The 12,490-nt window shown below is 65.1% G+C and carries 11 protein-coding genes; 1 reads left to right on the plus strand and 10 read right to left on the minus strand.

Annotation, left to right across the window (positions count from 1 at the left end):
• Window position 1: 1 nt before the first annotated feature.
• The 6 genes from DDZ17_RS10075 to DDZ17_RS10100 all read right to left on the minus strand — a co-directional run bounded on the left by DDZ17_RS10075 (window position 2) and on the right by DDZ17_RS10100 (window position 5,496).
• Window positions 2-445, minus strand: coding sequence for an acyl-CoA thioesterase (locus tag DDZ17_RS10075; protein WP_116366448.1), 444 nt, complete (start codon window positions 443-445; stop codon window positions 2-4).
• On the minus strand, window positions 442-1,644 hold the full coding sequence (locus DDZ17_RS10080) for an iron-containing alcohol dehydrogenase (RefSeq protein WP_116366450.1): 1,203 nt from the start codon (window positions 1,642-1,644) through the stop codon (window positions 442-444). Before DDZ17_RS10080 ends, DDZ17_RS10075 begins: the two co-directional genes overlap by 4 nt.
• A 21-nt stretch (window positions 1,645-1,665) precedes the next feature.
• On the minus strand, window positions 1,666-2,649 hold the full coding sequence (locus tag DDZ17_RS10085) for an NADPH:quinone oxidoreductase family protein (protein ID WP_116366452.1): 984 nt from the start codon (window positions 2,647-2,649) through the stop codon (window positions 1,666-1,668).
• A gap of 102 nt (window positions 2,650-2,751) precedes the next feature.
• A complete protein-coding gene (locus DDZ17_RS10090) occupies window positions 2,752-3,930 on the minus strand; it encodes an acetyl-CoA C-acyltransferase (protein ID WP_116366454.1) in 1,179 nt (392 codons plus the stop codon).
• Between the two features lie 11 nt (window positions 3,931-3,941).
• A complete protein-coding gene (locus DDZ17_RS10095; protein WP_116366456.1) occupies window positions 3,942-4,862 on the minus strand; it encodes an SDR family NAD(P)-dependent oxidoreductase in 921 nt (306 codons plus the stop codon).
• Between the two features lie 169 nt (window positions 4,863-5,031).
• Complete coding sequence (locus tag DDZ17_RS10100; RefSeq protein WP_116366458.1) at window positions 5,032-5,496, minus strand: MaoC family dehydratase; 465 nt, start codon at window positions 5,494-5,496, stop codon at window positions 5,032-5,034.
• 199 nt (window positions 5,497-5,695) lie between these two features.
• Between DDZ17_RS10100 and DDZ17_RS10105 the strand changes: the two genes are divergently transcribed.
• Complete coding sequence (locus DDZ17_RS10105) at window positions 5,696-6,892, plus strand: aromatic ring-hydroxylating oxygenase subunit alpha (protein WP_116366460.1); 1,197 nt, start codon at window positions 5,696-5,698, stop codon at window positions 6,890-6,892.
• A 41-nt stretch (window positions 6,893-6,933) separates the two neighbouring features.
• On the opposite strand, the gene DDZ17_RS10110 is transcribed toward DDZ17_RS10105, so the two are convergent.
• Genes DDZ17_RS10110 through DDZ17_RS10125 form a run of 4 tightly spaced genes read right to left on the minus strand, consistent with a single transcriptional unit; the run spans window position 6,934 to window position 12,327 of the window.
• The gene (locus DDZ17_RS10110; protein WP_116366462.1) at window positions 6,934-8,187 is read right to left on the minus strand and encodes an acyl-CoA dehydrogenase family protein; all 1,254 of its coding nucleotides are present in this window, start codon (window positions 8,185-8,187) and stop codon (window positions 6,934-6,936) included.
• Window positions 8,188-8,242: 55 nt separating this feature from the next.
• Window positions 8,243-9,964 carry a class I adenylate-forming enzyme family protein gene (locus DDZ17_RS10115; RefSeq protein WP_116367248.1) on the minus strand — a complete coding sequence of 574 codons (1,722 nt, stop codon included), beginning with the start codon at window positions 9,962-9,964 and terminating at the stop codon, window positions 8,243-8,245.
• A gap of 28 nt (window positions 9,965-9,992) precedes the next feature.
• Entirely contained in the window at window positions 9,993-11,120 is a 1,128-nt protein-coding gene (locus tag DDZ17_RS10120; RefSeq protein WP_116366464.1) for an acyl-CoA dehydrogenase family protein, read from the minus strand.
• Window positions 11,121-11,145: 25 nt separating this feature from the next.
• Window positions 11,146-12,327, minus strand: a complete 1,182-nt coding sequence (locus tag DDZ17_RS10125) for an acyl-CoA dehydrogenase family protein (RefSeq protein WP_116366466.1) — start codon at window positions 12,325-12,327, stop codon at window positions 11,146-11,148.
• Between the last annotated feature and the right edge of the window lie 163 nt (window positions 12,328-12,490).

A 12,490-nucleotide genomic window follows, 5' to 3' on the forward strand; every position in this document is an offset into this window, starting at 1 on the left:
TCTAACTACCGGTGCTGCCCTGCACGCTGATGGCGGCCAGGGCCTGGCGCAGCCGGTCCGGGATGGCCACGGAACGATTGGCGGCGCGCTCCACAAACACATGCACAAAATGGCCGTGGGCCACGGCCTCAGCACGGCCCTCCCGGAAGATGGCAATGCCGTAGCGCACCGAACTGTTGCCCAGCTTCTCCACCCGCAGGCCCGCCTCGATACGCTCGGGATAGGCGATGGGGGCGTGATATTCGCAGCCGGAGCTGACCACAAAGCCGACGATCTCCCCCGCCTGGATGTCCAGCCCGCCCTCCTCGATCAGGTAGCGGTTGGCGGCGGAATCAAAGTAGGCGTAATACACCACGTTGTTGACGTGGCCGTAGAGGTCGTTGTCTGACCAGCGGGTGGTGATGGGGTAGAACACCCGGTAGTCGGCGCGGGTGGGCAGGCTCATGCGGCGCCTCCGCCTGCCGCCCCGTAGGCGGCGCGGTAGATGGCCAGGGCGTCGGCCTCGCTCACCTCGCGCGGGTTATTCACCAGCAGCCGCTGTTGCAGCATGGCATCGGCGGCCAGCATGGGCAGGTCGGCCTCTGGCACTTTGGCGGCTGCCAGGGTGGCCGGCAGCTTGAGGTCGTCGATAAGGGTGCGCAGTGCATGGATGAGGGCGGCGGTTTTGGCCTCGTCGCTACCACTCACCTTGCCACCTAATTTGGCACCCCCCTTGCCCCCCACCACAATATCCGCCAGTTCGGCGTAGAGCGGTGCAGCCTGTGGGGCGTTGAAGGCCAGCACACTCGGCAGCACCAGGGAATTACTCAACCCATGTGGAATGTGGTAGTGGCCACCCAGCGGGTAGGCCAGGGCGTGTACCGCCGCCACCGGCGCATTGGCGAAGGCCTGCCCGGCCAGGCAGGCGCCCAGCAGCATGTTGCCGCGGGCCTGCCGGTTGCCGCCGTCGCTGACGGCGGTGCGGATGTTGCGCGCCAGCAGGGCCAGCGCCTCGCGGGCCAGGTTGTCGGAGATCGGGTTCTTGCGGTGCCGGGTGGTGTAGGCCTCGATGGCGTGCACCATGGCGTCCACGCCGGTCATGGCGGTCACCGCCGGCGGCAGGCCAAGAGTCAGGTCGGCATCCAGCACCGCCACATCGGGCAGCAGCACCGGGGAGGAAATACCCGCCTTGGTGGTCTCACCCGTGGTGACAATGGCCACTGGCGTGACTTCCGAGCCGGTGCCCGCGGTGGTTGGCACCAGCATCAGCGGCAGGCGCGCATTGCGCACCTGGTCAACGCCGTACAGCTCTGCCAGCGGCTGCTCGCCGCCGAGCAGTACAGCCACCACTTTGGCCACATCCATGGAGCTGCCGCCACCAACGGCTATCACCCCGTCGGCGCCCTGCTGGCGGGCCAGGTCGGTGGCATCCAGCACTGTTGCCTCGGGCGGGTCCTCCCGCACCTGGTCGAACACCAGGGCCGGCACGCCGGCCTGCTCCAGCGCCGCCAGCACCGGAGCCACCAGGCCAATGGCCATCAGTTGCGGGTCGGTCACCAGCAGGGGGCGGCTCACCCCCAGCCGGCGGCAGCTCTCGGCCAGCGCCAGTGCGCTGCCGGGGGCGCACTGGATTTGCGGCGTGGTGTTAAAGACAAAGCCCTGCATCAGACGCCCCCCTGGGTTGGTTCAACTGGCGATGGTGAGGATCACCTTGCCGCGGGCACGGCGCTCAATCATGCAATTGTAGGCCGCTTCGTACTCTTCCAGCGGGAACAGATCGGTGACCACCGGGTTCAACTTGCCGGCGGCAAAGTACTTCCACAGGGCCTGGATGTTGGCCAGGTTGAGCTCCGGCTCCTCCATAGTAAAACGCCCCCAGAAAATGCCGACAATGGAGCAGCCCTTGAGCAGAGTCAGGTTCAGCGGCGGCGTGGGGATCGGGCCGCTGGCAAAGCCAATCACCAGGTAGCGCCCCTTCCAGGCCATGCTGCGCAGGGCCGGCTCGCTGAAGTCGCCACCCACCGGGTCGTAAACCACGTCCACGCCCTTGCCGCCGGTGAGCTCCTTGAGCTTGTCCTTCAGCGAGCCATCTGAGTAGTTGATTACCTCGTCGGCGCCAAGCTGCTTGCAAAGTTCCAGCTTCTCGTCGGAGCTGGCGGCGGCGATTACCTTCGCACCCAGCAATTTGCCAAGTTCGATGGCGGTAACGCCCACACCGCCGGCGGCGCCAAGTACCAGCAGGGTTTCGCCCGGCTGGATGTTGGCCCGCTGCACCAGGGCGTGGTAGGAGGTGAAATAGGTGACGCCAACCCCGGCCGCCTGCTCAAAGCTCAGGCCATCCGGCATGGGAAACACCACCGACTCGCTAGCGGCAATCTGCTCGGCAAAGGCGCCCCAGCCCACCATAGCGATCACTCTGTCGCCGGGTTTGACCCGGGTCACACCCTCACCCACAGCACTCACCACGCCGGCACATTCGCCGCCCACAACATGGGGCAATTCCGGCTGGGTCTGGTACTTGCCCTGCATCATCAACACATCGGGGAAGTTAAGTCCCGCCGCCTTGATGTCGATCACCACCTGGCCCTTGCCCACCTCCGGTGCCGGCCAATCGCTCTCCAGTTTCAGTTTGTCGGCCATGCCGTATTCGCTGCAGACTACTGCTTTCATGTCCTGCTCCTTGGTTCAGTCCGTTGTCGCTCCGGGGCCGCCCGTAAGCGGCCCGCAGAGACAAGAACGGCGCCCGCAGGCGCCGTAAATTGTGCTTGGCCCCTAGGCCACTTCAAACAGGCCGGCTGCGCCCATGCCGCCGCCCACGCACATGGTGACCACTACGTACTTCACGCCGCGGCGCTTGCCCTCGATCAGGGCGTGGCCAATCATGCGCGAGCCGCTCATGCCGTAAGGGTGGCCCACGGAGATGGCCCCGCCGTTGACGTTGAGCCTATCGTTGTCGATGCCGAGTTTGTCGCGGCAGTACAGCACCTGCACCGCGAAGGCTTCGTTCAGTTCCCACAGGCCGATGTCGTCCACACCGAGGCCGTGCTGCTTGAGCAGCTTGGGCACGGCGAACACCGGGCCAATGCCCATCTCGTCGGGTTCGCAACCGGCCACCGCAATGCCGCGGTAAATGCCCAGCGGCTCCAGGCCGCGCTGCTCCGCCAGCTTGGCATCCATTACCACCTGGGCAGAGGAGCCGTCGGACAGTTGGGACGCGTTGCCGGCGGTGATGGTGCCACCCTCGATCACCGTCTTAAGGCCGGCGAGGCCCTCGGCGGTAGTGGCACGCAAGCCCTCGTCGGCAGAGACGGTCACCTCGGCCTCGGACTGCTCGCCGGTTGCCTTGTCCCAGACGATGCGCTGGCAGGTGACCGGCACCAGTTCGTCGGCGTACTTGCCGGCCTCATAGGCGGCGGCGGTGCGCTGCTGCGACTGCAGACCGTACTCGTCCATGGCGTCGCGGCTGATGTTGTAGCGCTTGGCCACCACCTCGGCGGTTTGCAGCATGGGCATATGGATGTCCGGGTGCATGGCCATCAGCTCTTCATCCACCATGCGGTGCAGGTTCATGTGCTCGTTCTGCACCAGCGAGATGGACTCCAGGCCGCCGCCCACCACAATGCCCATGCCGTCGTCGATCACCTGCTTGGCCGCGGTGGCCACCGCCATCAGGCCGGAGGAGCACTGGCGGTCGATGGTCATGCCGGATACCCCCGCCCCAAGGCCGGCGCGCAGGGCAATCTGGCGCGCCACGTTGGTGCCGGTGGCGCCCTGCTGCAGGGCGCAGCCCATGATCACGTCGTCGACTTCCGCCGGGTCGATGCCGGCGCGGCGCACTGCTTCCGCCACCGAAGCGGCGCCAAGGCTGGCGCCACCCAAGTTGTTAAAGCCGCCGCGATAGGCCTTGCCGATGGGGGTGCGGGCGGTGGAGACAATGACTGCTTCTTTCATGGTGGCGCTCCTTAATCCAGTTTGATGCCAAGGCCATTGGCGGCCACGGTCAGCATTTTCACCGACTGCTCGAAGCCGGCGGAAAGCTCCCGCGATCCTTCGAACTTGTTGATTTCATCCCAGTGGGCAGCGATGCCTTCCGGGGTCTGCTCGTCGGGCGACAGCCACACGCTCTCGGTTTCCACGATCTTGGCCACCGAGAAGCCGCCGGCGCCGGCACACAGGATGGTGCGGTTGGGGGCATCTTCGCTCACCAGGTAGAGCACCGCCGGGGTGACGGTTTCCGGGGTCAGCAGGTCGAAGGCCTTCTCTGGCAGCAGGCCCTCGGTCATGCGGGTGCCGGCGGTGGGCGCCAGGGCGTTAACGCGAATGTTGTACTTGGCGCCTTCCTGCACCAGGGTGTTCATGGCGCCGATCACGCCCATTTTGGCCGCGCCGTAGTTGGTCTGGCCGAAGTTGCCGTACAGGCCGGAAGAAGACGAGGTCACCACGATACGGCCGTACTCCTGCTCGCGCATGATGTCCCAACAGGCCTTGGTGCAGTTGATGGTGCCCATCAGGTGCACGTCCAGCACCAGTTGGAAATCCTCCAGGGAGCCTTTGGCAAAGCTTTTGTCGCGCAGGATGCCGGCGTTGTTGACCAGTATGTCTACCCGGCCCCACTTGTCCACGGCCTGCTTCACCATGGCTTCCACGTCGGCGTATTTGGCCACGTTGGCGCCGTTGGCAATGGCTTCGCCACCGGCGGCTTCAATCTCTGCCACCACGGCCAGGGCGGCGTCGCTGGACGCGCCGGTGCCGTCTTTTGCGCCGCCCAGGTCGTTCACGACCACTTTGGCACCGCGCTTGGCGAGTTCAATGGCATGGCAGCGGCCGAGCCCCTGGCCGGCGCCGGTTACGATGGCGACTTTGCCGTCATAGCGAATAGACATGGTGTGTATTCCTCCTGATTGTTCGATGCCGCCGGGGCCCTGGGCTCGCCGCTGCACCGCTTCACGTTGTGGGTTTCGCCCCGGCGCGCTGGCGGCGCCTGGCCGAAGGGTTTGAGTTGCCGGGGCAGCCTGCGTCTGGCCGACGCCCCGGATTGATGCCAAGTGGAGCTTAGGCGGTGACCACCATGGACAGCCACTCGGCCACCAGGGCCGGGGTGTCCTCGCCTTCGATCTCGACGCTGATGCTCTGGGTCACCAGGAAGCGGCCGCCATCTTTGGCTTCCACGTCGGTGATTTCCACATGGGCCCGCACCCGCTTGCCAGCGCGCACCGGCGCCAGAAAACGCACCTTATTAAAGCCGTAGTTAATGCCCATCACCACATTCTCGGGAATGATGCCGCTGCCCTCGCACATCTTTACCAGCATGGACAGGGTCAGAAAGCCGTGGGCAATGGTGCCGCCAAAGGGCGTTTGGGCGGCCTTTTCCTGATCGAGGTGGATGAACTGGTGGTCTTCCGTGCAATCGGCAAACTGGTTGATGCGCTCCTGGTCCAGGGTCACCCAGGGGCCTGGCTCGAACTTGCGCCCCTTTTGCTCCAGCATCTTGTCCTTGGGGATCAGTGTCGCCGCCATCGTGTGCTCCTTATCGTTGGTGTGGTGGGAAAGCGCGGGTCTGATCAGTGTAGACGGCATCGCGCCCTCACGCGGATGCCCCGGCGCTCCAGAAAAAGCGGATTTGAACATACAGTATGAAAAACTAGCGTTCAAGTATTTTTGCCGGCATCGCAGCCTGCTAAGCTCCCTTCACACTGCCTGACACAGAGATAACAGCATGCCGCAGTCCACCCGCGCCGCCGCCAACAACCCTGATGCCGAGCAGCAGCAAGCCACGTCCTGTGACGGCCTGCTGGCCCGCCTGCAGCAACGCGCCAGGGGCGCCGTCGACGCGCCCCCGCCCTGCAGTTTGCGGGTGCCCATCGCGGCCTACACCGACCCGCAGCGCCTGCAGCGCGAAGTCGACCGGCTGATCCACCGCTACCCCCAGGTGATTGGCCACGCAACGCAGATCCCCGAGCCCGGTGACGCCCTGGTCTATGACTGGCTGGGGCTGCCGCTGGTGACCCTGCGCGATAAAGCCGGCGCCATTGCCACCTTTCTCAACGTGTGCCGCCACCGCGGCATGCGCCTGCTGCAAAACGAGGGGCAGGCAAGCGTGCGCTCGCTGGTGTGCCCCTACCACCAGTGGACCTACGGCCTGGACGGCCAACTGCGCAATATTCCCCGGGCGGAGAGCTTCTGCGATATCGACCCCGCCGACTTTAACCTGGTGGCCCTGCCCACCGAAGTGCGCCACGGCCTGATCTGGGTGCAGGCCACCCCCGGCGACCACATGGACCTGGACAGCCACCTGGCGGGCCTGGGCCGCGACTTCGACGACTTCCAACTGGGCGACTACCACTTTTGCCGCCAGAGCGTGAAGGACATCGCCTGCAACTGGAAGCTGGTACAGGACGCCTTTCTCGATGGCTACCACGTGGTGCGCCTGCACAAAAAAACCGTGGGGCCCTTCTTCCCGGATGCGCTGGCCGAAACCAGCGTGCACGGTCGCCACATTCGCTCGGCGGTGGCGCGCAATACCCTGCTGGACGACCTGGCCCTGGCGCCCGAGGCCCTCGACCGGCGCCACCACGCCACCTTCTCCTACACCCTGTTCCCGAACATGGTGCTGATCTTCCACCCGGAGTACACCAGCGTGATCAGTCTGTTCCCCCAGGCGCCTGACCGCACCCTGTTTGTACACAACATGCTGACGCCACGGGCGCCGGCGTCCGAGCAGGAGCGCGACCACTTCGAGCGCTCCTTCGAGCTGATTGATAAAGGGGTGTTCGAAGCGGAGGATATTTTCGTGTCGGTGGGCGCCCAGAAGGGCTTTGCCAGCGGCGCCAACGACAGCCTGCTGTTCGGCGCGCTGGAGCAACCGGCAGTGCAGTTTCACCAGTTTGTGGAAGCGGCGCTCGGCGAAGGCTGAGCGCCGGCTGCAGCGGGCGGGCCGCCGCAGCCGGGGTCACTTCAGCCGTCGCGGAAGGTGGCGTTGACCTCGTCCTGCGCGGCCATATAGCCCTTCAGCTCATTGCGCCCTACCACCATGCGGTGTACTTCATCCGGGCCATCCGCCAGGCGCAGGGTGCGCTGGGCCATGTACATGGTGGCCAGCGGCGTATCCTGTGACACGCCGAGGGCGCCGTACATCTGGATGGCCTGATCGACAATGCGAATGGACACATTCGGCACCGCGGTTTTGATCATGGAAATCCACACCCGGGCTTCTTTCGGGTCCACCTGATCCATCATCCAGGCGGTTTTCAGGGTCAGCAGCCGCGCCATTTCAATGTCCATGCGGGCATTGGCAATGATGTCGATGTTGCCGCCCAGGCGGGCCAGGGGCTTGCCGAAGGCGGTGCGGGAGACGGAGCGTTCGCACAGCAGTTTCAGGGCCTTCTCTGCCGCGCCGATGGCGCGCATGCAGTGGTGGATGCGGCCCGGGCCCAGGCGACCCTGGGAGATTTCAAAGCCGCGGCCGGGGCCGAGGATGATGTTGTCTTTGGGCACCCGCACGTTGGTGTAGCGCTGGTGCATGTGGCCGTGGGGGGCGTCGTCCATGGAGAACACGTTCATCGGCCGCACGTTTTCCACCCCGGGGGTGTCCATGGGCACCAGAATCTGGCTCTGCTGCAGGTGCTTGGGAGCGTCCGGGTCGGTCTTGACCATCACAATCATGATCTTGCAGCGCGGGTCGCCAGCGCCGGAAATATAGTGCTTCTCGCCGTTGATCACCCATTCGTCACCCTCCAGCACCGCGGTGGTGCCAATGTTGGTGGCGTCGGAGGATGCCACGCCGGGCTCGGTCATGGCGTAGGCGGAGCGAATCTCGCCGTTCATCAGCGGCTCCAGCCACTGCTGCTTCTGGGCTTCGGAGCCGTACTTGTGCAGCACTTCCATGTTGCCGGTGTCCGGCGCCGCGCAGTTGAAGACTTCCGCGGCGATGTGGGACTTGCCCATCTCCTCCGCCAGGTAGGCGTATTCCACGGTGTTCAGGCCCGAGCCGTGCTCGCCGTCGGTAAGGAAGAAATTCCACAGCCCCGCCGCCTTCGCCTTGGTCTTGAGCCCTTCCATGATCTCGGTCTGGCGGGCGGTGAACTGCCAGCGGTCGCCAACGCCGATTTCGGCCAGGTACTCGTGTTCCACCGGTTCGATGTTGTCGGTGATGAAGTCCTTCACCTGCTGCAGCAGGGGGGCCAGTTTGTCGCTGATGCCTAAATCCATTGTCACTCTCCAGTCGTCGTCATGTGCGTTACTGTCGCCTCCCGCGCCGATTGAATCAGGCGCGCTCAGCCTGCTGCGCCAGCTCGGCGGCATAGTCACTCTTGAGCTGGCGCTTGAAAATCTTGCCGGTGGCGATGCGCGGCAGCTGCTCATCGCGAAACCAGATATGGGCCGGAATCTTGAAGCCGGCCAGATGCCCTGCGAGATAGTCACGCAGCGCCGCCGCGTCGAGGGCCTGGGCATCGTGCAGCAGAACGGCCGCCCCCACCACTTCGCCCAGGCGCTCGTCCGGCAGGCCGAACACCGCCGCCTCCGCCACCGCCGGGTGGCTGTAGATGGCGGCCTCTACCTCCAGGCAGCTGATGTTCTCGCCGCCGCGGATGATGACCTCCTTGATGCGATCGACAATATAAAGGAAGCCGTCCTCGTCCATGTAGCCCACGTCGCCGGTGTGGAACCAGCCGTCCCGGAAGGCCTCGGCGGTGGCCTCGGGCTTGTTCCAGTAGCCCAGCACATTGGCCGGGGACTTCATGCACACCTCGCCGCGCTCACCCACCGGCAGCGCCTCGCCATCGGCGCTGGTGATGCGAAACTCGGTTACCGCCGGCACCACACGCCCGGTGCTGCCGGGATTGGCGATATACAGGGCGCCGCTGTTCACCGCGCCCAGGGCGTTGGTTTCGGTCAGCCCGTAACCGCTGCCGGGAATGGATTTGCGAAAGGTGCTGGCCAACTTGCCCACCTGGTCCGGGGGCCGCGCCGCGCCGCCGGAGAAAATATCCTTGAGGGTGGACAGGTCCCGCTTGCTGCTGCGCGCCGCCTCCTGCAATTCCGCCGACATGGTGGGCACGCCGTTGAACCAGGTGACCTTCTCGACCTCGATAAGCCGCAGGGCCTCCTGCACGTCCCAGCGGTGCATGATCACCAGCTTGCGCCCGGCGATCAGCGACAGCAAAAAGGCCGAATGCGAGCCGGTGCAGTGGAACAGCGGAATGGTCAGCAGGCCGCAGGGCTGCAGTTCTGCCACGTCCGGGGCGTCATCGGCGGCCTCCACCTGCTTGCTGGCGATGCCCATCAGCAGCCAGCTGTACAGGGCCGACAGAATGCCCCGGTGGCTGGACAGCGCGCCCTTGGGATGGCCGGTGGAGCCCGAGGTATACATGATGGTGGCGTAATCATCACAATCCACGGCCACCTGCGGCATTGCCGAGCCGGCATACTCGGCGAGCAGCTCACCGAAGGACAGGGCGGGCACCGCCAGGTCGCTGCAGTCGTCAATGGCCACCAGCGTCAGGCCGAGGGTGTCCACCAGGGGCGCCAGCCGCTCGATGCGCTGGCGGTCGGCCACCACCACCCTGGCGCCGCAGTCGCGCAGGCCGTAGTCCAGCTCCTCCGTGGTCCACCAGGCGTTCATCGGCACCGCCACCACACCGGTAGCCAGGGTGGCGATGAACGTCATCATCCACTGGGGGTTGTTGCGACTGAGAATGGCAACCCGCTCGCCCTTGGACACACCGAGCCGGCCCTGCAGCGCTGCCGCAAAAGCGGCGCTGTGGGCGTAGGTTTCGGCAAAGGTGTAGCGTTCATCCAGGTAGAGGGCGAATTCCTTGTCGCCGTGGTTCAGCATGTTCAGGAAGTACTCGCCAAGGTTGGCGGGCAGTGCTTCGTAGTTGCGATAGCTGACGCCACCGGCCTCCACATTGGTCACGGCGAAGGGCGCCCCTGGGGCTGTGAGGGCAGCCACCGCGGCATCGAACTGCTGTACTTCAGGGCGCATCTTATTGGCCATCCCCGGTGTTGTGGCCTCAGAAACCGCCGAGGCGGGCGAAGCGATCCAGATGGTAGTTATAGTCACCAAAGGTGTGCTGGGCCACCCGGGCGCGCTTGATGAAAAAGCCGATATCACATTCATCGGTCATGCCGATGCCGCCGTGCATCTGCACCGCCTCGTTGCTGGCGCGCTGGGCCACTTCACACAGCTTGGCCTTGGCGGCGCTGGCCAGCAGGGGCAGGTTGTCGGCGCCCTCATCAATGGCCTGCAGGGCCTTGAGCACGATGGAGCGGGCCAGCTCCAGTTCGGCAAACAGCTCCGCGGCCCGGTGCTGCAGGCCCTGGAAACTGCCGATAATGCGGCCGAACTGCTTGCGCTCCTGCAAATAGGCCACGGTGCGCTCGAAGGCCTCCGCCGACAGGCCCAGCAGCTCGGCGGAAAGGCCGATGTTGGCAATATCCAGCGTGCGCTCCAGCGCGGGGCCAGCGGCCCCCGCCTCGCCCACCAGGGCATCGGCGCCGACGGCCACTTGGTTCAGGGTGAGGGCGCCAGCGGCGCGGCTGTCCACCATGGCGCGCGATTCAATGGCCAGACCATCGGCACTGGCCGGCACCGCAAACACGCTGGCACCATCGGTGCCTTCCAGTTGCGCCACTACCAGAAATTGCTGGGCGCTGGGCGCATCCAGCACCAGCACCTTGCTGCCGCTGAGCACAAAGCCATCGCCTTCGCGACGGGCGCTGGTGGCCAGCTGCTGCGGGTTGTGGTGCGCGCCCTCCTGCAGGGCCAGGCTGAACCGGGTTTCACCGGCGGCAATGGCCGGCAGCCACTGTTGCTTCTGGGCTTCGCTGGCCAGCTCATTGACCAGGGTAGCGCCCACCAGCACCGCCGACTCCAGCGGCGAGTTGCTGAGGTGGCGCCCCACCTGCTCCAGCACCAGGCCCAGGCCGGTATAGCCATAACCCAGGCCGCCATAGGCCTCGGGAATGGCAATGCTGGCCCAGCCCATGTTCACCATTTCATTCCACACATCGCCGTCGAAGGTGGTTTTGCTGCCGCTGTCTCGCAGCGCGCGCAGTTGCGCTACCGCCGCCTTCTGGGCCAGAAAGCCCGCGGCGGAATCCTTGAGCATGATCTGCTCTTCGTTCAATACCAGTGCCATGCTGTTGTCCTCTATCGCGTCCGGCTCAGGCGTCCGGCAGGCCAAGCACGCGCTTGGCAATAATGTTGAGCTGAACCTCGGAGGTGCCGCCCTCAATGGAGTTGCCCTTGGAACGCAGCCAGTCGCGGCTCAGTTGCCCGCCGTCGTACACTTCGCCGTCCCAACCCAGGGCCGCCTCGCCCTGCACCGCCAGGTTCAGCTCGTTACGGCGCTTGTTCAGCTCGGTGCCGTAGTATTTGAAGATGGACGACGCCGGCCCCAGGCCCTGCCCCGCCTTCGCCTCATCGCCCACCCGAGCCATGGTGTAGCCGAACACCAGGGCATCCAACTGGTACTGGGCAATGTTCTGGCGCAGCACGCCGTTGGCCAGGCGGCCCGAGGCATCGGCGCCGATGACGTCCACCGCCTGCTGGCCCAGGGACTGGCGCGGCGCGGTGCCAAAGCTGGAGATCATTTCCCGCTCGTGGGTCAGCAGGTACTTGGCGATGGTCCAGCCCTTGCCTTCTTCGCCCACCAGGTTCGCCTTCAGCGCTTTCGCATCGTCAAAGAAGGTCTCGCAGAAGGGCGACGAGCCGCTGATCAGCTTGATCGGTTTTACGGTAACGCCGGGCTGGTCCATATCGAACAGCACAAAGCTGATGCCCTCGTGCTTGCTGCCGGAGTTGTCGGTGCGCACCAGGCAGAAAATCCAGTCCGCCTTGTCGGCGTAGGAGGTCCAGATTTTCTGGCCGTTGATCAGGTAGTGATCGCCCTTATCATCCGCGCGGGTTGCCAGGCTCGCCAGGTCGGAACCGGCATTGGGCTCGGAATAGCCCTGGCACCAGCGGATTTCGCCGCGCACGATGGGCGGCAGGTGTTCTTTCTTCTGCGCTTCGGTGCCGAACTTCAGCAGGGCCGGGCCAAGCATGGAAATGCCAAAGCTGTCCAGCGGGCGGCGGGCATTGATGCGCGCCATCTCCTGGGCCAGCACCTTGGCCTCCTCCTTGCTGAGGCCACCGCCACCGTACTCCTTCGGCCAGGTGGGCACCGTCCAGCCGCGCTCGGCCATGCGGTCGCACCAGACCTTTTGGTCCGGGTGGTCGATTTCGGGCTTGCGCCCACCGTTGTAGATATCCTCAAACCCGCGTGCCGGTGTGCGCATGGACTGGGGGCAGTTGGCCTCCAGCCAGGCGCGGGTTTCGGCGCGGAATTGTTCCAGCTCACTCACGGCTGCACCTCTTCTGGGAATGGTTGGCGCCTGTGCGCCGCGCGTCCTGCCCTGCGGGCAGTCGAGCGGCATACGGCAGCGTTCAAAATGCGGATTTGAACCTACAGTATGTTTTGATGGCTTTCAAGTATCTTTCGCTGAAACGGGAGAACCACGCCGTCAT

Source organism: Parahaliea mediterranea, assembly GCF_003402235.1.
Taxonomy (GTDB): domain Bacteria; phylum Pseudomonadota; class Gammaproteobacteria; order Pseudomonadales; family Halieaceae; genus Parahaliea; species Parahaliea mediterranea.